This is a genomic window from Sciscionella sediminilitoris, assembly GCF_000737195.2.
In the GTDB taxonomy this organism is placed as follows: domain Bacteria; phylum Actinomycetota; class Actinomycetes; order Mycobacteriales; family Pseudonocardiaceae; genus Sciscionella; species Sciscionella sediminilitoris.
This window is the reverse complement of record NZ_JALM01000017.1, coordinates 89,185-111,115: the sequence shown is the minus strand read 5'-3', so window position 1 is coordinate 111,115 and position 21,931 is coordinate 89,185. Positions and strand designations below refer to the sequence as shown.

24 protein-coding genes are annotated in these 21,931 nt (G+C 64.4%); 21 read left to right on the top strand and 3 right to left on the bottom strand.

Translation table 11 applies throughout. The annotated features are described in order from the left end of the window. Positions 1–387 precede the first annotated feature (387 nt). The 3 genes from AD72_RS09045 (at position 388) to AD72_RS09035 (ending at position 3,582) form a co-directional block, all read left to right on the top strand. The gene (locus AD72_RS09045) at positions 388–849 is read left to right on the top strand and encodes a RusA family crossover junction endodeoxyribonuclease (protein WP_063890724.1); all 462 of its coding nucleotides are present in this window, start codon (positions 388–390) and stop codon (positions 847–849) included. A gap of 235 nt (positions 850–1,084) precedes the next feature. Next, positions 1,085–1,615 (top strand): hypothetical protein, encoded by a 531-nt coding sequence (locus AD72_RS09040; protein ID WP_055731194.1) that lies wholly within the window; start codon positions 1,085–1,087, stop codon positions 1,613–1,615. A gap of 329 nt (positions 1,616–1,944) precedes the next feature. Beyond that, positions 1,945–3,582 (top strand): TROVE domain-containing protein, encoded by a 1,638-nt coding sequence (locus AD72_RS09035; RefSeq protein ID WP_031465979.1) that lies wholly within the window; start codon positions 1,945–1,947, stop codon positions 3,580–3,582. A gap of 16 nt (positions 3,583–3,598) precedes the next feature. Here AD72_RS09035 and AD72_RS09030 read toward each other — a convergent pair whose 3' ends face one another. From AD72_RS09030 to AD72_RS09020, 3 genes are all read right to left on the bottom strand, one after another. Beyond that, positions 3,599–4,264, bottom strand: coding sequence for a hypothetical protein (locus tag AD72_RS09030; protein WP_156365103.1), 666 nt, complete (start codon positions 4,262–4,264; stop codon positions 3,599–3,601). Positions 4,265–5,096: 832 nt separating this feature from the next. After that, a complete protein-coding gene (locus AD72_RS09025; protein WP_231644765.1) occupies positions 5,097–5,411 on the bottom strand; it encodes a HigA family addiction module antitoxin in 315 nt (104 codons plus the stop codon). Positions 5,412–5,428: 17 nt separating this feature from the next. After that, the gene (locus tag AD72_RS09020) at positions 5,429–5,707 is read right to left on the bottom strand and encodes a type II toxin-antitoxin system RelE/ParE family toxin (RefSeq protein ID WP_031465976.1); all 279 of its coding nucleotides are present in this window, start codon (positions 5,705–5,707) and stop codon (positions 5,429–5,431) included. A 63-nt stretch (positions 5,708–5,770) separates the two neighbouring features. Here AD72_RS09020 and AD72_RS09015 point away from each other — a divergent pair, with 63 nt between their 5' ends. The 18 genes from AD72_RS09015 (at position 5,771) to AD72_RS08935 (ending at position 21,931) form a co-directional block, all read left to right on the top strand. Further along, positions 5,771–6,022, top strand: coding sequence for a hypothetical protein (locus AD72_RS09015; RefSeq protein ID WP_031465975.1), 252 nt, complete (start codon positions 5,771–5,773; stop codon positions 6,020–6,022). A gap of 686 nt (positions 6,023–6,708) precedes the next feature. Then, complete coding sequence (locus AD72_RS09010) at positions 6,709–7,182, top strand: phage terminase small subunit (RefSeq protein WP_156365102.1); 474 nt, start codon at positions 6,709–6,711, stop codon at positions 7,180–7,182. After that, positions 7,163–8,803: a terminase gene (locus tag AD72_RS09005; protein WP_037345199.1), complete on the top strand. Its 1,641-nt coding sequence runs from the start codon at positions 7,163–7,165 to the stop codon at positions 8,801–8,803. Before AD72_RS09010 ends, AD72_RS09005 begins: the two co-directional genes overlap by 20 nt. Positions 8,804–8,828: 25 nt before the next feature. Continuing rightward, positions 8,829–10,292: a phage portal protein gene (locus AD72_RS09000; RefSeq protein WP_156365101.1), complete on the top strand. Its 1,464-nt coding sequence runs from the start codon at positions 8,829–8,831 to the stop codon at positions 10,290–10,292. Further along, the gene (locus tag AD72_RS08995; protein ID WP_156365100.1) at positions 10,183–10,869 is read left to right on the top strand and encodes a VG15 protein; all 687 of its coding nucleotides are present in this window, start codon (positions 10,183–10,185) and stop codon (positions 10,867–10,869) included. Before AD72_RS09000 ends, AD72_RS08995 begins: the two co-directional genes overlap by 110 nt. Positions 10,870–10,971: 102 nt before the next feature. Next, the gene (locus AD72_RS08990) at positions 10,972–11,517 is read left to right on the top strand and encodes a hypothetical protein (RefSeq protein ID WP_051898270.1); all 546 of its coding nucleotides are present in this window, start codon (positions 10,972–10,974) and stop codon (positions 11,515–11,517) included. Positions 11,518–11,529: 12 nt separating this feature from the next. After that, on the top strand, positions 11,530–12,567 hold the full coding sequence (locus AD72_RS08985; protein WP_051898267.1) for a phage major capsid protein: 1,038 nt from the start codon (positions 11,530–11,532) through the stop codon (positions 12,565–12,567). A gap of 2 nt (positions 12,568–12,569) precedes the next feature. Continuing rightward, a complete protein-coding gene (locus AD72_RS37135) occupies positions 12,570–12,839 on the top strand; it encodes a collagen-like triple helix repeat-containing protein (protein ID WP_037345197.1) in 270 nt (89 codons plus the stop codon). A 144-nt stretch (positions 12,840–12,983) separates the two neighbouring features. Next, a complete protein-coding gene (locus AD72_RS08975) occupies positions 12,984–13,442 on the top strand; it encodes a Gp19/Gp15/Gp42 family protein (RefSeq protein ID WP_082468830.1) in 459 nt (152 codons plus the stop codon). After that, the gene (locus tag AD72_RS08970; RefSeq protein ID WP_156365099.1) at positions 13,439–13,786 is read left to right on the top strand and encodes a hypothetical protein; all 348 of its coding nucleotides are present in this window, start codon (positions 13,439–13,441) and stop codon (positions 13,784–13,786) included. Before AD72_RS08975 ends, AD72_RS08970 begins: the two co-directional genes overlap by 4 nt. Before the next feature lie 4 nt (positions 13,787–13,790). Continuing rightward, on the top strand, positions 13,791–14,072 hold the full coding sequence (locus AD72_RS36430) for a DUF5403 family protein (protein ID WP_156365098.1): 282 nt from the start codon (positions 13,791–13,793) through the stop codon (positions 14,070–14,072). Positions 14,073–14,087: 15 nt separating this feature from the next. Beyond that, positions 14,088–14,504 carry a hypothetical protein gene (locus tag AD72_RS08965; protein WP_031465964.1) on the top strand — a complete coding sequence of 139 codons (417 nt, stop codon included), beginning with the start codon at positions 14,088–14,090 and terminating at the stop codon, positions 14,502–14,504. A 28-nt stretch (positions 14,505–14,532) separates the two neighbouring features. Further along, positions 14,533–15,156 (top strand): phage tail tube protein, encoded by a 624-nt coding sequence (locus AD72_RS08960; RefSeq protein ID WP_051898261.1) that lies wholly within the window; start codon positions 14,533–14,535, stop codon positions 15,154–15,156. Between the two features lie 9 nt (positions 15,157–15,165). Then, positions 15,166–15,525, top strand: a complete 360-nt coding sequence (locus AD72_RS08955) for a phage tail assembly protein (protein WP_031465962.1) — start codon at positions 15,166–15,168, stop codon at positions 15,523–15,525. A 41-nt stretch (positions 15,526–15,566) separates the two neighbouring features. Beyond that, on the top strand, positions 15,567–15,947 hold the full coding sequence (locus AD72_RS08950; RefSeq protein ID WP_031465961.1) for a hypothetical protein: 381 nt from the start codon (positions 15,567–15,569) through the stop codon (positions 15,945–15,947). After that, on the top strand, positions 15,940–18,306 hold the full coding sequence (locus AD72_RS08945) for a phage tail protein (RefSeq protein WP_156365097.1): 2,367 nt from the start codon (positions 15,940–15,942) through the stop codon (positions 18,304–18,306). The genes AD72_RS08950 and AD72_RS08945 overlap by 8 nt, the downstream gene beginning before the upstream one ends. Then, the gene (locus tag AD72_RS08940) at positions 18,303–19,133 is read left to right on the top strand and encodes a hypothetical protein (RefSeq protein WP_031465959.1); all 831 of its coding nucleotides are present in this window, start codon (positions 18,303–18,305) and stop codon (positions 19,131–19,133) included. Before AD72_RS08945 ends, AD72_RS08940 begins: the two co-directional genes overlap by 4 nt. Beyond that, on the top strand, positions 19,133–21,931 hold the full coding sequence (locus tag AD72_RS08935) for a hypothetical protein (protein ID WP_031465958.1): 2,799 nt from the start codon (positions 19,133–19,135) through the stop codon (positions 21,929–21,931). The genes AD72_RS08940 and AD72_RS08935 overlap by 1 nt, the downstream gene beginning before the upstream one ends.

The following is a 21,931-nucleotide window of genomic DNA, read 5'->3' as shown; positions in this document are numbered from 1 at the left end:
TGGGACCAAACGAACACTAAGCAGCGCAAACAGTGGTCAGCCCAGCTCGAAGCCGCCCAAGCAGACCCCGCCAACGAATGTCCACACGGCACACCTGGCGGTCTGGTAATCCACCCCGACACCGGGCTGTCCGCCTGCTGCGCAACCTGTCGAAACGAACAACGGGACACCGGATGAACAGCACAGACGCCTTTCTCATGGCTTCCGAAGCCGAACAGGTGCGATGCGTACGCTGCCACGCGGCCCCCGGCGAGCCGTGCCGCAACACCCTCACCGGCGCCGCGCTCCGCAGCCCCGCTCACTGGCAACGAATCCGCGACGCCGCACCGAAACCCACCGCTTCTGCCCGGCCGAACGCGCCGCTCGCACGCGAACGGGGCGAGCGCGATGGATGACACCCGAGTACGGGGGAGCGGCACTCACAGCGGCACATGCGGCCGCGCGGTACTCGAAGTGTTCGTGCCCGGCCACCCGGCACCGCAAGGCAGCAAACGCCACGTCGGAAACGGGGTCATGGTCGAATCCTCTAGCAACGTCAAAACCTGGCGCGACGACGTGCGCGCCGCCGTCCTGCGCGAGCACCCGTCAATGCTCGCACGCGGCGTCGCCGTCGAACTCACCTTCGTGATGCGCCGTCCCACCGCGACCCCGAAGCGCTTCACACCGCCCGCGGTGAAACGACCCGACCTCGACAAGCTCACACGCGCCATCCTCGACGCGCTCGGCTCCGCCGGAACCTGGCGCGACGACGCGCAAGTGATCGCACTCGCCGCAACGAAACGACTCGCCAACCTCGGCGAAACGCCGGGATGCCACATCGCGGTCTACCCAGTGGAGCCCCACCAATGAAACCGCGACTGTGGCACCTCGCGTTTTGCATGCAATGCGAAACCGTGCAGCCCTTCCGTGACGAGGACCAGCGAGATACGTGGGCCGCCGACCACGGCGCCAACACAGGACACGAAGTGCTCCGCATCGAACAACAGCAACGCGCGAAAGGTGAAGCATGACAACACTTGTATGCCCCCGGTGCGGCGGTGACGCGGCACCCGCATCCTGCTTGTGCGACCGATGCGGTAACGCCTTGTTGCGCGACCTTCGGCAAATCGAGTTCTGCTATCTCGCCCTGTCGGCCGTGCCCGTCAGCGGTGAACACGAGCGCGGTGCACCCGGATACGGCCCCCGCTCCCCGGCGCGCGACCACGTACTCGTGGAAACCGACGCGCGCAGCAAAGCTGACGATGACGGGCACGTCGGCGCACTCGCCGCGCTCTCCAGTTGGACGCGGCTCGTGTCCTACGAATGCGACACCAAACAACCCGAACAAGTCACGGTAACCGGCGAATGTGGTTTCCTCCGACGGCACCACTCGTGGATCCTCGCTCGCCCTTGGGCCGACGAATACGCCGCCGAACTCGACGAGATCCGCAAACGGCTTGTCGCTCTCATTGGACTCGCGCCCGACCCGCCAGCCGGGGACTGCATGCGGATCGACTGCTACGGACAGGTCTATCCGCTGTCTGACGCATCCGGGGTCCGCTGCCGCAAGTGCCACACGGTCTACAGCGGCCTAGACCTTGCCCGGCTTCATATCGCGCAGGAGGTAAACCAGTAACGAAAAAGACCTTGGCCCACGGTGCCGGGATGCCCTACGCTGCAAGGCGCACCCGGTGCGAAGCCCGGCGGTTACTTCACCTTGCAACTGGATAAACACCGCCAGGCGCTCATGAACTCGGGGGCACCCAAGAGTTTGCACTGGATCGCCCGGTGCGCAGGGAACGGTTACTTCACCTGTTAAGTGAGTGGTTGTCGGTTCGAATCCGATCGCCGCGCTTGCGGCGTAGCTCAACGGAAGAGCACTGTTGACCGTTACCGACCTTCGATCTCGGGCGACCCTGCAAACGTGTGCCCTCGACACGCACCACACTACGAGGGACACAACCAATGGCGAAACTCAACAGCCCCACCGCTCGGCCGGCAGGCCGCGGACCCATCCGAAGCGAAACCATCCCGACCGGTCGCACCCACGAAGGCGGCGACGGATACGCGCGCGACGCCCGCTCGGCACTGTTTCTGCTCGCAGTCACCAATATGGTCAGCGAAACCAGCTTCTACGAGACCGCAGGGGATCGCGACCAGCGGTACACCGAACTCGTACACCAGGCCGCCATCGAGTACCCCGACTGGACAGCGAACATGCTCGGGTGGCTGCGCGGCGAAGCAAACATGCGCACGGCGGCGATCGTCGGTGCCGCCGAGTACGTGCACGCCCGGCTCCATGCTGGTGACAGCGCCGAGCACGCCACCGTTACCAACCGGGGCGTGATCGCCTCGGTGCTCCAACGCCCCGACGAACCCGGCGAACTACTCGGCTACTGGACCTCCCGGTATGGGCGCGCCCTGCCGAAACCGGTCAAGCGCGGCGTGGCCGACGCGGTACAGCGGCTCTACAACGAGCGCGCCTACTTGAAATGGGACAGCGAAGCACGCGACTTCCGTATGGCCGACGTGATCGAGCTGGCACACCCCGACCACAGTGCACCGTGGCAGGCTGACCTTTACCGCCACATCCTCGACGAGCGGCACGGCAACGGGAATGGTGAACCTCCGGCGAGCCTGCGCACGCTCGGCGCTCGGCGCGCGCTCATGGCGACGCCGGCCGAACACCGGCGAGCCATCGTCGCCGGTCTCGACGCGGTCGGCACGCTCTCCGCTGCCGGGATGACATGGGAAGCGCTCGCCGGATGGCTACAAGGCCCAATGGACGCGCAATCATGGCAAGCCGTCATCCCATCCATGGGATACATGGCGCTGCTGCGCAACCTCCGCAACTTCGACCGCGCCGGAATATCGGACGAACTGGCAGCCACGATCGCGGCCAAGCTCGCCGACCCGGAACAGGTAGCGCGGAGTCGGCAGTTTCCTCTACGGTTTCTGTCCGCGTTCAACGCCGCGCCGAGTCTTCGGTGGGCATGGCCACTAGAACAAGCACTTGGTCACTCGGTGCGCAACATTCCGCGCCTGAGTGGCCGCACCCTCGTGCTCGTGGACACCTCGGCCAGCATGCGCGACGCGTTCAGTCGAGACGGCAGCCTCGCACGCTGGGACGCCGCCACTCTCTTCGGGCTCGCGCTCGCTGCTAACTGCGAACGAAGCGACGTGGTGTCGTACTCCGGTGGACTCGGCGGGTTCCGTGGGTACGGTGGACGCGGCTTGCACAACACGCTCGTGTTCCCACAGCGTCGCGCCGAGTCCGTGCTGGCGGGACTGCGTCGGTGGCGCGACGAAGGATTCTTCATCGGCTCCGGTACGGACACCGCCGCAGCGGTACGTGCCCACTACGAAGGGCACGACCGCGTCGTGATCCTCACCGACGAACAAACGGCGCAAGGCGGCATCGGTGGACTACTCCCGAACCGGGTTCCGCTGTACACATGGAACCTTGCCGGATATCGGTACGGGCACGCCGCCGACGGCCCCAACCGATACACTTTCGGCGGCCTCACCGACGCCGGATTCCGCATTATCCCGCTGCTCGAAGCCGGACGCGATGCGGCTTGGCCATGGGAAAACCGGCACTAGTAGCTGAGACCTTGTGTCAGTGGGGATTCGCGCTACACAGGGCCATGACTGCGTTGTCCATGCTGTTCAGGACCACGCTGCCTTGACGGATCGAGCAGGCCAGATGCGGCACGCTGCTTAGCCGATTGAAATCGGTCTTGGTAGACACATCGACTGTCGCGAATCCTGTCACACTCGTGTCCGCGCTATAAGTCATGGACCACTTGCCCGAAGAATCGACGGTAGCGGACCCCTCGGTCTGCGAACCGTCGATTCGACCGGCAATCTTCCAATTCAACTTAGCCCCGGACGGTGCTGTCACGTCGAGTGTCGTCAAGTGCCCCGAAGGCTTCGTCGTGACTGGCGCTTCGACGGGAGCGGCATTCGTGGGTTCCGGCGTTGCCGATGGAGCAGAACCGTTCGCCGCGGAGTGGTCAAACACCGCGTTATTCACGAGACAGGCGAACACCAATCCCAGTACGCCAAGCACCCCGCCGATGATCGACATCGGGAGATTCGAGCGGAAGAGACCGGCGATTGCGAACCCCAGTGAAATAAGCCCCGTGATGATCCCGCAGAAAATATTGAGAATCGGGATCCAGCACAAGGCAATCGACACGATGCCGAGCACCAGCGCGGTCACGCCGAGACCGACACCACGTTGGCGCACTGGTGTCGGCGCGGACATCATCGGTACAGACATGCATAAGCTCCCTAGAAGGCGGCCAAATAGATCAAATCTTTGACCGGGCGAGAGCACCAATGAAGTCAACGGACACGCGATAACGGACAGGCAGAATATTCCGGTCGCCAGAGACATCGTCATATCGAGTCAGCCTGTTACAGCTATCCCTGAGTTCACCCGTACGGCCTAACGTTCCGTTCAGACTATGCGAACCGAGCCATCCTCGGCTACCGCATACACCGTGATGCGCAATAAGTCGCGGACACGTATCGGCACACGTAACGCCGCGCGGACCGAACGCGGCTCGTCACGCACGACTATCGCGTAGCGGGTAGCAAGGTCGTCGCTCTCCGGAAGACGGCTGAGTAGCTGCCCGTATGCAGTATTCACGTCGAGGCCCGGTTGGGTCGTTTTCCCTTTGGCTTCGGCGCATAGGCGTTGCGCTCCGCGCTCGGCCACAACGTCTACGTAATCCGCCTCCGTTGTTACTGTCCACCCGTCAGCGCGGAGCCACGCACAGAACGCTTCGACAACGAGTGATTCATCGCCTCGTGGCATCAACGCCTTCTTTCTGTTCAGGACCCAACCTCGCGCGCAGCCCGGCGGTGGTATACGGCGGCCACCTCGCCAGGGTCATAGCCGCGACCGCGACTCAACCAGCCCCGGCGTTTCCAACTGCGCAGTGTGGCTGGACTTGTCGCAGGGAGCCCCAAGTGTCGCAAGGCTGCGATTATCTCGCGTGCCGTGAGTCGTCGAGCGTCCACGAATCCAAGGATAGCGCCGCGCACGACGAGGCGGCTTGACTGCCGGTCGCGTTCGATGCAACGCTTCGTGACGGATGCGTGTGTCGTTACCCGGCAGTCCGGTGCACCGGCTCGATGCGGTCAAGATCGTCGAGAATGGCGTCTTTCGCAGTTTCGCGGTCGTAGTCCTCCTGTAGCCCCGTCCAGAAGCCTTCGGACATGCCGAAGTAGCGCGACAGCCGCAACCCTGTGTCCGCAGATATCCGCCGCTTGCCGTGCGTGATAGCGCTGATTCGTGTCTGTGGCACGCCGATTGCCTTGGCCAACTGATAGTCGGTGATCCCCATGGGCTCTAGGAACTCCTCGCGCAGGATTGCACCGGGATGCGTTGGCGCCATGATCGGCTTCTCACTGCTGGTCATCGCTGGTCACCTCGCTTTTAGTGGTAGTCGGTGATTTCCACGTCTTCTGGTCCTGCGTTGGTCCACCGGAAGCAGATACGCCATTGCCGGTTGACGCGGATGCTGTGTTGTCCGCTCCGGTCGCCCCGAAGCTGCTCAAGTCGGTTCCCCGGCGGTACCCGAAGGTCGTCGAGAGTCGCGGCGCGGTTCAGGATCGCGAGCTTGTTCCACGCCGCGCGCTGCACGTCGGGGTGCAGCTTCGTGCCGAGCCGTCGCCACACTCGAGCGGTCTGCTTGTCGGCGAACGACTGAATCACAACCCAATGATAACGCGAGACGATACTAACGTCAAGCGTAAGTATTCAGACCAGGGAGAACGCGTGCACCTCACCATTACCACCATCGCCGGCCAGCTCGACTACGACGTGCCGAACGACGAACTTCCGGCCGGATACACCACCCCTGAACAGATCGCGCACGTGTTCGCCGACGCCATCGACGGCAACACCAACAGTCGCCAGATCGTCCAGCACACCGGGACCGGCACGTGGACCGCCATTAACAGCGAGCACGTCATCGCCGTAGAGGTCAGCCACGTCAAGGCCGAACCACTCCCGAACGAAAGTCGATAGTCATGGCAGGCACCAAACCAAACCCCGGCACCCCGAAAGACCAACGACTCAAAGGGCGCGGCGCCAAGCCCGGGCCCCAAACGCGGCAGCCACAACACCAAGCGCGGCAAGTAATTCCGCCCCATGCGATACCGGCACCGCAACCTCACCTGCTGGACATGTCCACCCCACACCTACGCCGTGACCCGAGACCCAGCCCCCACACCCTGGCTGCGGTCCTAGCCCCACACCCGGCCCTAGACCCACCCGAGGAACACACACCGTGTGGCCACACGCCAGCAACCGACATGCACGCTTGCCGAAGAACTGGCCAAGCAAACGACGGCGAATCCTGCACCGAGACAAGCACCAATGCCAATGGCCAACCGAACACGGAACCTGCGGCGCACACGCGAACCAGGTAGACCACAAGGCACCCGGTGACAACCACGACGATCACAATCTCTGGTCGCTGTGTGCATGGCATCATCGACAGAAGAGCGCGCGCGAAGGAAAACAAGCGCAAATAGCGAGCCGCGCGGAACGCGCGCAGAAACGCGAACAGCATCCCGGACTGACCCAGCCGTCGGCCTGAACTTCGAGGTGGGGGCGGTGCCCCTCCCCCCGGCCTCGGCGACACCGGCAGGTCATAGCCGCTCACGGTCGCTACGGGTTTCCCTTTACCCCGCGTAACGGAGGTGCTGACTGTGGGCGAACGCGGTCCGGCGCCGAAACGGTCGTCACAGCGGCGGCGCCAGAACAAGCCCGAACACCCGATCACCGAGTCCGCGCGCCGGCAGGTTTGCGAGCCCCCGAAACCGGCCGACACGGCTTGGCACCCGGTGGCTCAGCAGTGGTATGAGTCGCTGGGCCAGTCCGGGCAATGCGTGTACTACACGGCCTCGGATTGGGCGTTGGCCTACATGCTGGCCGAGTCGATCTCGCGCGATCTGAAACCACGGTTCGTGGGGATATCCGGCGAGACCGGGGAAGCGATTATTCAGCAGATGCCGATCGGCGGTACCTCGTTGACTGCGTATCTGAAAGGCATGACCGACTTGCTGGTGTCCGAGGCGGCTCGCCGACGGGCCGGGGTCGAGTTGCAGGCCGGACAGGATGACCAGCTCGAGGACGACACGGTGGCCACGTTGGAGTCGATTCGTGGCGGCAAAGCCGGTTGAGCGCCTGGCGACGATGCCGCAAGGGGAACCGGCGCTGACGCTCGGCTACGAGGCCGCGCTGTGGGCGATGCGGAACCTTGTGCAGCCGAACGGGCCGCGCGCGGGGCGACGCTGGGAACCGACGGGGTCGCAGCTGCATTTTCTGCTGTGGTGGTATGCCCTCGACGAGGATGGGCGTTGGTTGTTTCACCACGGTGTACGGCGCCTCTCGAAGGGGTCGGGTAAGTCTCCGTTCGCTGCGGTGCTCGGTCTTATCGAGTTCTGTGCACCGGTGCGGCTGGCGGATTTTGACCAGCGCGTCCGCGGTGGCTGCGTGGGCCAGCCGGTGAATATGCCGTGGGTGCAGATTGTGGCGACGGCGGAACCGCAGACGTTCAACACGATGCGCATGGTGCGTGCTATGGCGCCGAAGGGTTCCCCGGTGGTCGGCAAGTATGCGCTCGATCCGGGCAAGACCAAGTACTACAAGGAGCCCGAGGGGACGCTGGAGGTGAAGACCTCGTCGGCTGATGCGGCCGAGGGGGCGGAGGCGTCGTTCGTGATCGCTGACGAAACCGAGCATTGGAAACCGGGCAATGGGGGGCCGGTGTTGGCGGCGACGCTGCAAGACAACCTCGCCAAGTCGGGTAATCGCATGCTCGAAACGTCGAACGCGTGGGAACCGGATCGGGGAAGCGTCGCCGAGGAGACTTACGCGGCGTGGTGCGCGCAGGAGGAGGGCCGCGTGCGCGCGGAGACCCGGATCCTGTATGACGCGCGGATCGCGCCGCCGGACACGAACTTGGCCGATGACGAGTCGCTGACGAAGGCCCTGCGGTGGGTGTACGACGATTGTTATTGGCAGGACTTGCACCCGATTAAGCAGCGCATCTGGTCGGTGAACTCGCGCATCGATGACAGCAAGCGCAAGTATCTGAATTGGCCGACAGCTGCCGAGGATTCGTGGCTTGAACAGCCCGAGGCGTGGTTGGCGATGGCGGACGCGTCGGTGACGGTGCCGGACGGGACACCGGTGGTGTTGTTCTTCGATGGTTCCAAATCGAATGACGCTACGGCGTTGCTCGGCTGCGTGGTCGAGTCGGGGCACGTGTTCACGCTCGGCGTGTGGGAGCCGGACCGGCGCGATCCAAACGCGACGGTGGATGCGGCCGCGGTGGATGCGGTGGTGCGGGTGGTGTTCGGCCGGTTCGAGGTGTGCGCGTTTTTCGCGGACGTCGCCGAGTTCCAAGGGTTCGTGCTGGGGGAGTGGCCGCAGCGCTACGGGGGTGACCTGATGCTGTGGGCGGCGCCCTCGTCGCGCCCGCCGCAGCCGATTGCATGGGACATGCGCAGCCACAAGGACGAGTTCGCGAAGGCCGCCGAGACGTGCCACGCGGAAATCATGGAAGGCGCGTTCACACACGACGGTGATAGCCGGGTGGCCCGGCATGTTCGGAATGCGCGCGCTCGGCCGTACCGGGCGATGACGTCGGTGGGGAAGGACTCGCGGCATTCGCCGCGCAAGATCGACGCGGCGGTGTGCGTGATTGGGGTGCGCATGGTGCGGCGCATGGTGTTGGGGTCGAAAGCGTGGGCACAGCGAACGCAGAAGCGTGACAGGCGAGTGCTGGTGTTCCGTTGAGTAGCGCGACGTTGGGGGTGATGACGTGGCGTTGACGAACATGTCGCCGGAGTCCGTGTTGACCGCGCTGGAACCGCGTTGGTCGGCGCTGTCGGTGCACCACGCCCGCCGGGAAGCGTATTACGAGGGCGCGCAGCGGTTGGCCGCGATGGGGTTGGCCCTGCCACCGGAGATGCAGAAGTTGCAAACGGTGGTGAACTGGCCTCGTGTGGTGGTGGACGCGATCGCTGAACGGCAACGCGTCGAGGGATTCCGCCTGGCTGGCGAATATCAGGCCAGCGAACGCATGTGGGAACTGTGGCAGCGCAACAACTTGGACGAGGAAGCAACACCGGTCCACACCGAGGCCATGGTGCAGGGCCGGGCATGGGTGACCGTTGATCACAACCCTGACGCACCCGAGTATCCGGTCATCATGGGCGAATCAGCGTCGATGATCGCCGTGGACCGTGACCCCCGTACCCGCGCTATCACCGCCGCATTGCGGCGGTGGGAGGAGACCTCGCCGGCCGGTGACACGGTCGAGATGGCGACGGTGTACCTGCCGGATACCACCACCTACTACGCCCGGAACTCGGGCCGGTGGGAAGAGTACGAGCAGTGGCAGCACGCTCTCGGCGTCGTGCCGGTAGTGCCCATGGTCAACCGGTCTCGGTTGCCGTCGCGGCATGACCGGCTGGCCTGGTGGGGATCCTCGGAGATGGCCGACGTGATCCCGTTGACCGATGCAGCGTGTCGGGTGCTGACGAACCTACAGGGGGCGCAAGAACTGCTTGCCGTACCGGTGCGGTTCGTGTTCGGCGCGCAGGAGTCCGATTTCGTGGACCAGGCCACCGGGCGCCCGCTGACGACGTGGGAAGCCTATTTGGGCCGGATGAACGCTTTGGCCGATCCGGACGCGAAGGTGCAGCAGCTTCCGGCTGCCGACTTGAACAACTTCACCGCGGTGATGCAGTCGTACGCGAAACTCGTGTCGAGTGTGTCAGGTGTGCCGCTGCGGTTCTTCGGCGTGTCCAGCGACGCGAACCCCGCTTCGGCGGACGCGATCCGCTCTGACGAGTCGCGGCTGGTGATGCGCACCAACCAGCGCAACACGGCGTTCGGTGGCGCATGGGAGACCGCCATGCGCATCGCGCTGCGTATGGCCGGAGACGACAGCATCGACGCGGACACCCGATTGGAAACCGTCTGGGCGAACCCGGAAACTCCGACGTTCGCATCTAAGGCATCCGCCTTGGCGCAGCTGTGGCAGGTCGGTCTACCGGTGCCGCGCAGCTACGCCTATGACGTACTCGGGTTCACCCCTGAGCAGCGCGCCGAAGCTGATGGGCAGGCGAGCGCGGATCCGTTGACGCAACTCCTCACGCAAGGGACGGGCAATGCAGCTGGCGGAATTGGCAGCCGCAACGAACCGGGTGGATCGACAACTCGCGGTGGTAGTGACCGCGCTTCTGTCGCGGATGGCGGGGCGAACGCTCAACCCGCGTGAGGTAGCCCTGTTGACGCAAGCGATCCTGCCTGCGGTGACGCGCGCACGCAGGCTGCACTACGAGCTATCGGCCGAGTTCTACCGTGATCTGCGCGCTCGCCTCCTCGGCACCGCCGACGACTTCACCATTCCCGCGCAGCGCACGTATCCGAGGGACGCGCTCGCCGAGGGCATCCTGGCAACCACTCGCAACCGCCAGCCTGGCCAACCGGCGTTCGACCGAGCCGTGACCGGTGCGGCAATCCGGCACGCGGGCGCAGCGGGCATCGACGTGATCAAGGATGCCGCGGCTGCTGACCCGGCCGCCACCGGGTGGGCGCGGGTGCACACCGGTTTGAAACCGCCGTGCGCGTTCTGCGCGATGCTGATCAGTCGAGGTCCGGTGTACTCACGTGACGGCGCCGGGTTCGCGGCGCACAACGGGTGCAGTTGCCGCCCCTCGCCGGTGTTTCGCGGCCACGGGTTCGACGGTGACGAGCAGTACCGGCGCTACCGCGACCGGTGGCGCGAAGCGACGGGCGGCCACGGCGGACGGGATGCGCTGAACAGGTTCCGCCGAACCATGGCCGAGCAGTAACCCCAGTCTTCCGACCCCTGGCGGGCCGGTTTTTCAAGCACACCACGCGACCCCACGTTCTGGCGGGCCGCGCGAACTCGCACACCCCTTGGAGGGTTCTGCATGTCCGAAGACAGCACGAACACGCCCGCGACCGGGCAGCAGGCACCGACCGGTGATGAACCGACGAGCCCCCCGGCGGGGACCGAGGCCGATCACACCGAAGGTGGCTACGACGCGCAGGCGGCCACGGAAAAAATTCGCAAGCTCAACTCGGAAGCCCGCAACTTGCGCGCCAAGGTCAAAGAGCTTGAGCCGAAGGCCGCCGAGCTGGACAAGCTCAACGAGGCGCAAAAGTCCGAAGTGGACAAACTTACCGAGACGAACTCCGAGTTGTCCACGCGGGCGCAAACCGCCGAGCGTGACCTGTTGCGTTACCGGGCGGCCGTCAAGGCCGGGGTTGCTGTCGAGGACATCGAAACCTTCGCGTCCCGACTGCGCGGCGAAACAGCCGACGAGTTGGAAGCCGACGCGGAGGACCTGAAGAAGCTATTCGGCAGCGCATCGAACGCGAAACCCGAACGCAGGCCCGATCGCTCGCAAGGAGCGACCGGCGCAGCGGTGACACCAGCCGAGGAGTTCGCAGCGTTCATGCGCGGAATCACCTAGGGAGTTTCCGTTATGGCACAGGACAATGTGCCGCTCATGCTCAACGGGCTGTCCGGAAACCTGCTGCCGCGCAACGTGGTTGGCCCGATCTTCGATCAGGCGCAGGAACAGTCCGTGGTGTTGCGGTTCGGCCAGTCGATCCCGGTTGGGTTCGGCGACACGGCCATCCCCACAGTCACGCAGCGCCCCGAGGTCGGGGTTGTCGGTTTGCAGGGCGAGACACCGAAACCCGACGGGTCCGAGTACTACGGCGAGGGCAAACGTAAGCCGGTATCCTCGTATGCTTACGGCGTCGAGACGATTCGTCCTATCAAACTGTCCACGATCGTTGTGGTCAGCGAGGAATTCCAGCGGTCTAACATTGACGGGTTCTATTCGCAGATCAGTAGCGATCTCGCTTTCGCGGTGGCGCGGGGTATCGACCTGGCGGTGCTGTACGGCAAATCGGCGAACAACGGCGCCGACATTCCGGGCGTCAAGTTCTTGAACCAAACCAGCAACAGTGTCGCCATCGGCACCACCCCTGCAACCGAGGGCGGTATGGCTGGCGATATTGCCGCGCTGGCCAATGCGATCGGCAACGCCGGACCGGGATATGACGTCAACGGCTTTGCGGCCGACCCGCGGTTGCGGTTTCAGGTCATGGCCGCGACAGACCAGTTCGGGCGCCCGATCTTCCAGCCCGGCCAGGCACCGAGTCTGACCAACCAGGTTGATTCGCTCATGGGCATCCCGGTTGTGTACGGCCGGTCGGTATCCGGGCGCGTGGGCGCAAACCCGGACACCGGGGTGCGGGCGTTCGCTGGCGACTGGTCCGGGCAACTGCGGTACGGCTACGCGCTCGACATGACGATCAAAACTAGCAACCAGGCCATGGTCACGGACTCGGACGGCACGGACCTGAACCTGTGGCAAAACAACCTTGTCGCACTGCTGGTGGAAACAGTGTTCGGATGGGCCGTTGGTGACGTGGGCGCGTTCGGCAAGCTCACCGCCGAAACCACGCCGCCCGATGGTGACGTGACGGCACGTGTCGAAGGGCAGGCGTGACCATGGCTGATTGGACCGTCACACTGCCTGACTCCGTGCACGAGGGAGACCCGGACCATCCCGGTATCCACACCACCGAGATCGCGGCCATCAAAGAGATTCGGGCCTTGGTCAATTCCGGCGCGCTCAACGGTGAAAAAGGCGCCAAGGGCGATACAGGACCAGCCGGACCGAAAGGTGACACCGGCCCGGCCGGGGCCGACGGGGCACCCAGTCAAGCCGACTGGGACGCCCTGGTGTCTCGCGTCGCCGCACTCGAAGGTGCCAGCTAGTGAACTTCGGTGACGGCCGAATCGTGTTGTTCCATCCGGACGGACGGCGCCGAGCTGTGCCAGCGGCGCACGCCGCACCGCTACGGGCCGCCGGATGGTCCGACCAGCCCGAACCGGCCGTGATGGGCGGAAAGGCGGTGAGTGGTGAGCCTGGCAACGGTCGAGGACGTGGCCGCCCGCCTGGGGCGCGAGACAAGCAGCGACGAAAACGAGCTAGCCGCAACGCTGCTGGGTGACGCGGAACTGATGCTCCGCGCTCGGATTCCCGATCTGCTCGAACGCGCGGCCAAAGATCCCGCGTTCGCCGACCTGGTTGTGATGGTCGAGGCGAACATGGTCGTTCGGGTGCTGCGTAACCCGGACGGCTACCGGCAGGAATCCGAGGGCGGCTATTCCTACACCGTCGATACCCGCGCTGCGGCCGGGTTCCTCACGGTGCTGGACGACGAATGGAAGCTCCTCGGATACCGCGACGGGGCGTTCACCATCACCCCGCACCTCGACGGTGACCGGTGGCCGTGGTGGACGAAGCCACCGTGGGCGTTCCAGTACGACGCCACACCCGGCGAGCCACACACCCCACCTGGGTGGTGGCACGGGTGAGCTTGCTCGACACCGGTCCCGAGACGATCACGCTGCGCCCGTCGATTCGGGATATCGACCCGGACGGCAACCAACGGTGGCGCGGCTGGTCGCCCGGAGATCCGGAATACGTGGTGACTGGTGCGCAGGTCGAACCCGTCGAGTCCAACAACGAGGCGGTGAACGGGCTGCGCATCACCCACAGCGTGCGGGCATACGTCCGGGCATTGCCAACGGGCGTGTCCGGCGAGTTCTGCGAAGTGCTGTGGGACGGGCGCACCTGGGACACCGACGGAGCACCGAAGCAGTACCGACGCGGACACGCTACGCGACACGTGACGTTGCTGCTGAACCAACGGAGGTGACCCGATGGCCGAGATGTTCATCCCCGAACCGGGGCTGGAACGGATCGCCGCCGTGGCCCGTGAAGCGCAAGCCGAGCTGTCTCGGCAGCAATCGGCAATCGCAGGTCGCGCGCGGTCAAATCTGGCAGCTGTTCGCGACGGTGGCCGTCACCGAGTCACTACCACCCGCGGGGTGATCGACCGGTACGTGAACCTCGAAGGCCCGGCAGCGCTCGCAGTCGAGACCGGCCACCACAGCCGCACCGGTACCTACGTCGCCGGGAAACACGTTCTCCGTGACGCATAACGGAAAGGGGTGTGCATGCCCCGGCTGTTGCCATACGCCGACCTGGTGGCGGTGACGGTGCTGCGTGAGGCATTGGGGGAGACGGTAACCGTTGAAACCCAACTCGATGACCGGTTGTTGCAACGGCTGCCGTACGTGTTCGCCGAGGTGGTCGGCGGAACCGAACTGGATCCGGCCTTTGCCTCCCGGCCGGCGCTATCGGTCATCTCTTGGGCCGAAGGCAGCAAACAAGCGGGTGCTGATCTCGCCGAATCTGTGCGGGTCGCACTGTGGCGCGCCCACCTGAGTCAACGCACCTACGCGGGGGCAAGCATCGCGCGGGTGCGCGCACTTTCCATGCCGTACGAGCAGCGGTTGGACAACCAGCCCTCGGAGGTTTTTCGGTTCGTGGCTCAGTACGAACTGATCCTCCGGCCTGCGACGGCGCACTGAAATCTGAAAGGAACCGACCGTCATGGCTATGGATGACGATGCCGTAATCCTGTCCGCGCTCGGCTACATCCTCACCGCCGAACGCGGCACCGCCGCACCAACCAAGACCGAGATTGCCGCGATCCCGGACAGTATTCCCGACAACTGGAACAACATTGGCCACACCTCCCGTGATGACTTGCCGAGTTGGGGACATGACGGTGGCGACCCCGAGGTCAAGGGAACGTGGCAGAACGAAGCGTTGCGCTCGGTGGTGACCGAGGTCGCCACAGAATTCGTGACGTTCAACGCCGTGCAGTTCAACCGGGAAATTCTCGAGTTCTACACCGGACGCGGCAATGGGGCGGCAGCGGACGGCACGATCGAGCAGGGCGTGTATCACGCGAGTTCGCGCGGCGGGCGGAATCCCGAACGAGCGCTGTTGATTGTCGTGATCGACGGTGAGCGGTGGGGCGCCTTCTATGCACCTCGCGTGTCGCTCTCGCGTGAGGACGACATCGAACTTGACAGCGAGGAATTCATGGCGTTCCCGCTGCGTGCCACGCTGTTGCAGCAGACAGGTATGCCCTTCTACGACTGGATCGGCCCGACCATCGACGGCGAGGGGTCCGTACCTGACCAGGTGTCGAGCACCGTCGAGCAGGCAGCCTAGGGGGCGAAGATGGCAGAATTTACCCTGGCCAACATTCGCAACGAGTCCGAAAAGCGTTACGGGTCAACACACATCACTGATGCGCCTGGTGGAGCGCTGACCCTCTACGCGCCGCTTCGGCTAGGTGACGCGGACTTGCGCAAGACACAGGAACTCGTACAACAGATTGACCAACTGGCCCGCGAAGGCGACCAGAACAGCATGGAAACCGCCTTGCGCATGGAAACCCTGATGCACGAAGTGCTCGTGCTGGTTTGCTCGGACAGGGCGCGATTCGACGAGTTCTATTCCGGGCTCGACCGGGCCGAGCGGTACACGCTGTTTGAAATGTGGTCCAACGCGGCGCAGCCGGGGGAAGCGTCAGCCTAGCGCGAGAGCTGCGCCGGTACCCGGCCGCGATCGAGTCAGACTTGCTGCGGCTGTGGGGAATTGACCTGCTCGACTTATTCCGGGAGCAGAACGACGTCTCCCCGCGGCGGGTACTGGCGCTGCTCTCGACGCTAGGCGAGCACTCCGCATACGTCGCCGCCGCGCGGGACGTTCCGATCGACTGGGACGTCGATCGGTATCTGCGCAAGCAGACCGTGGACACGTTGAACCTGCTGCTGTACGTGACCGCGAAGGCCAACGGCGCCAAACGAGTCGAGAAGCCCAAACCGGTCCCGGCACCGTCGGATCAGCTCGGCCAACGTCGCGCGAGCAAACGGCAGGGACAGAACGTGTTCGCCGCGATGGCGATGCGCGCCATGCGCGGCTCACCGACGAGCAGTAAGGGGGCGGACCGTGGCTAGTGGACTGGTCGGGACCGCCTACGTCAAAGTAACCCCAGACACCAGCAAGTTTGGGTCCCAACTGTCCAACGGCGTCGCCGCGCCCGCGGCTGCCGCCGGGCGAACGCTGACAAGCCGCCTCGGTAGCGCGGTGAGCACTGGCCTGTCATCTACTACCGGTCTGCTCTCTCGCGGGTTCGATTCGGCGTTCAACGCCGCGTCGAACATGGCCAGCAACGCTGGCAGCCGCATCTCTCGCGGGCTCGGTTCAGCCGTGACGACCGTCCTCGGGCCTGTCGGCCGTATGCGGGACGGGTTCATGTCCTCGCAAGTCGCCGCGTCGAACTTCTCGGGGCTCTCCGGCACTATCGGCGGGAAACTTCGCTCAGCCGTGGATGCCGTCGGCGCCGGGGCATCCCGCATCGGGAACATGTTCTCCCGATCCGGGCAGACCGCACAGAAGTCCTTGACCGGCATCAGTTCGGGGCTCGGTGGTGTCTCGAAGATGCTCGGCGGGCTCGCGGTCGGCTCCGGACTGCTGTCCATCGGGCGGCAAGCATTCCAAGCCGCATCCGGCATTCAGCAGTCCACGGCGGCGCTGACCGGGTTGTACGGCAACGCACAGCAGGCAAGCAACATGATCGGGCGCTTGCGCAAACTAGCCGCCGGTTCGCCCATTGACTTCTCCGCGTTCTCGAAAGGCGCGGAATCGCTGGCATACATGGGTTATTCCGGTGACAAGGCGATCGGGATTCTCAACAACGTGGGCCGTGCCCTGGTCGGCGCCGGTAAGGGCTCCGAAGCGATGACCCAAGTCACCGACGCCATGCTGTCAATGGTCAACCAGGGCAAGGCGACCACCGAGGACATCAACCGCATCTCCCAAGCCGGGATCCCGGCATGGGAAGCGTTGGCCACCCACGCGGGCAAATCGATCACCGAGGTGCGCGCGGCCGTTTCCGACGGACAAGTCTCGATCGAAGACATGGTATCGGCGATCCAATCCGCGTCGGGGCCAACGTTTTCGAAACTGCTTGCAGCCAGCGACGCCGCATCCGGAACCCTGACCAACACGTGGGCACGCGTCAAAGACAACGTGTTGACCTCGCTCGGATTCATGGCGCAAGGACTGATGTCCTCGCTCGGGCCAGCGTTGATCAAGATCGGCGACGCGGTGTCTGCCGGGCTGCAAAAGCTTCCTGTGATTTTGCAGCAAGTCGGCGCCTACCTCGCGCCGTTCGGGCAAGCGTTCGTGACGCTCTGGCAGGCAGCGCAACCGTTCTTACAGGGCTTCGGCGTCGGGTTTCTGGCAGCGGTACAAGGTGTGGGCACCATTTTGCAAACTGTCGTCGGCCCGGCGTTTCAGTGGCTCGCGAGCCTGTTCCAGCTACTCACGACTGCGCTCGGACCGATCATGCCCATCCTCGGAACACTGGTCGGTTCGTTCCTCGGCGCGGCCGTCGCGCTTAAGGGCTTGTCGTCAGCCATCGCGATCGCCCGCACCGCATGGACACTGTTGTCGGCCGCGTTCGCCTTGAGCCCCGTCGGACTGGTAGTCACCGCGATCGTCGGCCTGGTGGCCGCGTTCGTGACCCTGTGGAACAAGTCAGCGGCGTTCCGGGCGTTCTGGATCGGACTCTGGGATGGCATCAAATCCGTGGCTATGGCCGTTTGGACCGCCCTGTCCGGATTCTTCGTCGGCATCTGGAACGGGATCGTCGGCGCTGCGCGAAACGTATGGGGTGCCCTGTCTGGGTTCTTCTCCGGGCTATGGAACGGGATCCGGTCGGTATTCACCTCGGTGTGGAACGGTCTCGGGAATTTCCTCGCGGGCATCTGGAATGGCATCAAGTCCACAGCCCAATCCGTGTGGGGCGGACTGGTAGGTTTCCTGACCGGCATCCCCGGTCAGATCCTCGGTGTGTTCAAGGGCGCCGGAACATGGCTGCTCAACATCGGCAAGGATCTACTGACTGGACTGTGGGAGGGCATCAAGAACGCCGGTCACTGGCTGTTGCAGAAGCTCGGCGACTTCTTCGGCAGCCTGCTGCCCGGCTGGGTGCGCAAGATTCTCGGTATCTCCTCGCCCTCACGCGTGTTCGCCGAGATCGGCAAGTGGGTTCCCGCCGGTATGGCCGAAGGAATCAACGGCAACGCTTCCGCACCGATCCGTGCCGTCAAAAGCATGGCGGGCCAAATGTCCGATGTCGCCGCCGACGTGCACGGTGACTTCACCAGCAGCCTCGGCGGCAGCACGACACTGCACGGCACCATTGCCGAGGCCATTCGGGACGGCATGGCGCAAACCACGATCACCATGGACGGCCGTGCCGTGGCGCGTGGCGTGGACCGAGCGCGCAAGTTGGAGGCGAAACGATGACCGCCGCACTGGACCTTCCCATCGATGCCAGCAACGTCTACCTTGGCTCGCCCGGTCGGCTCCGCCCGCTGCCGCCGCCGAAACCCGATGTGCAGCCCGAAGGAACACGGTTCGCCCCGGTGTCACGGTCACTGGACGGTACCGGCACCGAATGGTTCTTCGGCACCAAGCGAAAGTTCAAACTCGACTTGCCATGGTGCACTCCTGGCGAGCGGGCATGGTTGGAACTGTGCTGGGACGGCGCCATCCAACCGCTGTGGCTGATCGACCCGCTCACCCCGAATCGGTACCCGAAGGGCGTCGCCTCGAGCGGATCAACACTGCGAGGCGAACAAGCATTCAACTCGGACGCAGCGACCACGACCGTTGCCGAACAACCCGACTGTCCGAACGCGCCGCCTCGCTCGGTACGGGTCACCGCAGCTACCTACCTCGGCTACGACCGACTACCCGTAGTGGGAGGGGAAACCTTGACGTTCGTGTCGTGGTCACGTGCCTCGAGTGAGCTGACACCCGAAGTGACCTTTACCGATGCTCTCGGCACGGTGCTGGGCACAACCACCGCCGATACGGTGCCTGGTGGCGCCACCACGCTCACGAAATCGGTGTTGACGGCCCCGGTGCCCGACCGGTCGGCGTTCGCCGCGTACCGGCTCACACAGGCCGAGGTGGGCACGATCGTGTCGGGTGCTTGGCGGGCAGCGGCCGACGGGGGCACCGAATGGACCAATGGCGGTGGCGCCTACCGGGTGGCGTTCACCGACAAGTCCTCTTCGTCGAGCCGCTACCCACTTGAGACGGTCTCCGTGACCCTCGAGGAGCTGTAGTGCAGCTCGCCGATAACGTCGCGCTCGCCGCCGCGCTCGCTGCCGGTCAGACGATCAACGTGGATTACACGTTGCGATTCGACTGGGCGCGCGACGGCAAGTACGCGACCGACTTCGCCGATCTGTCGGTGAACTTCTGCGACGGCACGTTGGACGCGCAGTTCTCCGGCCAGTACCCGCCGGAATTCGAGGTGAACGACGGCGCGGCGCAACGCCGCCTGACCGTGCACGTCACCGGGCACGTCAACGACGTGCACGTACTGAAATTCTTTTCTCCGTACTCCGGCTACTACGGAGGGAACATCGGCGCGGTGGGCACTCCGTGCTACTACTCGATATGGGTAGCGACCGCGGATGGTGGAGTGGAAATTGAACAGTTCAACGGCTACCTGATCCAGGCCACGCCGAAACGTTCCGACGGCACCGTCGAGCTTGAGCTGGCCGACGTCACCAGTCAGCTCACTAATGGGGTCACATTGATGCCCTCGGCGCGCTCACAGGTGCTCGCCCAGTGGGCACAGTCAGGGAACGACTCGATCGACTCACGCGTGCGCCAACGGGGCGGCAACTCACTGTCGTGGTACCTGCTGCACGTCTGCCGTGCCTCCGGGCTGTATCAAGGGCCGAAACCACCGAAAGGGTGCGTCGCTTACTGGACACTGGCCGGGGGCGTGCTGCCCGAAATCGGTGGACTGGAACAGATGCCACGCGACGGCCGTCAATCCTGGCCGGTCGCCTCCGGAAGTTGGATCATGTCCGCCCTATTGCAGTCGCTCAACGAGCTGCCACGGTACGTGCGTTCATTCGGTGATCGGCTGCCCTCCGGTGCCGAATACCCGGTCGGACCGTGGTCACCCGACATTGAGACGCCCCACGTGTATCCGCGCTACATGTGGCGACGTGGACAGTTCGGCCCGGAGATGCGCTATGACGTCTACGACTCGGACGTGTCCAGTTATGGCAATACAAGCGACTGGATGCGCATGGTCGGAACGACGAGTGAACCTGTGGTCATCAACGCCTACGGCGACTACCGATGCCGAGTCGGCCTCGGTGGGTGGCTACGGTTTGACCGAAACATCAACAGTACCAACGAAACATCGGTTACGGTGATGTTGGCAGGGTTCGCCGCCGCCTCCGAAATAGACCCGAATCACGACGGCAGCATCGACGGACCACTGGGGTATGTGACCTTCTCCGTGCACCCGAGCACTCGCGCGCACAACGTCTACGTGAGCTTCCAGTATCCGAACCAAGGTGTGTACCAAACATGGTCGTGTAGCTGGACACCCCCGCTCGAAGACGGGGTGCATTACACCGCAGTGAACCTGGACTTCGGGGTAAGCGGTGCACCGACGATCACGACCAAGCTCGACGGCGTCACGGCCGCGCGCCAGTGGGGCAGTTCCGGCGGAACCTACCCAACCTCGTACAGCAAGTACGCCAGCGTCGATGGACGCAACGTCGAAACCAGCGGCGTGCGGGTATTCACCACCGGCGGTGCACAGCACTGGGGCGTGTGGCAACAGAGCTTGGTTTCCGCTTCGACGCCCATGGAGTGGTCTAACAGCGCCGCATGCATGGACTACTTGCCCCAGACTGACATCGGTCCGAGCATGGCACGTGTCCTGTGGACTCCCGACGTGCAAGGCAAACCGGCGTGGGACGTCATCAAGGCGATAGGCACAGCCGACCTCGGCGTCGTGCACACCACCGAGGACGGAGTGTTGCATTACACCAATTGGGAAGACATCGTGCGCCGCCGTGACACCGGCGAGACCACGACGTACCTGTCACTAGCCGAAGTGGACGAGGTCAACCCGTACACCACCTTCGACTCTGTCGCTAACTCGATCACATTCACCAGCCAAGACAAGTACGCTGTAGATGCCGCGATCTTCGAAGCCAGCGACCCGCAACAATTCCAGGTCGCCTCAGGACGATCGGCGCGTTGGCAAACCACTGTCAACGACGCCATGTCGGTCATGCCCGGAAACGTCACTCCGCGCAGGCTTGCGCAAGGTTACTGGTCCACCACCGCGGGATCCGGCGACAACCCCAACGACCCGAACACCGGCAAACCGGCCTACACATGGCAAGATTTCATGCGCGCCTACGCGCCTGAACACTGGAAGAACGGGTTCACCGCGCACAACCGTGGCGACGTTGTCGGTGCCGGAATCACTTACCCCGGCGCGTCGCCGGGACAGCCGGCCGAAGGCATGGGGGTGTTCGCATCAGCAGCGGCAGGGTGGGCGCGCGGCGACCGCGACCCGCGCCACCTCACACTCGGGTTGTCGTCTGGCCTTCCGGTGGGTGGTCGCACCAGCGCCGCATCGGTTGATGACAACACTGCGTTCTTCAACGTACGCGGCTACAAGATCGCTGCCGACCAACAGGTCAACGACACCGTCGCCTCGACCGACACGGCTTCGTTCGAATCATTCGGGGTGCGCAATGTGTCACGGCCACAGTCCGACTGGGCGAGCGACTACAGCACGCAATACGACCTGACGCAGAAACTTGCCGACGACCTCGCACAGCCCCGGCCAGTGTTCACGTCCGTGGACGTGCACGGCGACCCCCGGCGGCAACTGCAAGACGTCGTACGCATAGACGATCCCGGCGGCATCGGCGGCCCGATCTACGCGACCGTCGTCGGCATCAACCGCAAGTTCGATGCCCAAGGCGGCATCACCGATTCGTTGACGCTACGCACCTTCGGGCCGCGCGCGGGCAGCTGGGTCATCGATGACCCGAACTTCTCGGTGATGGACGAGACCACCCTCATGAACTAA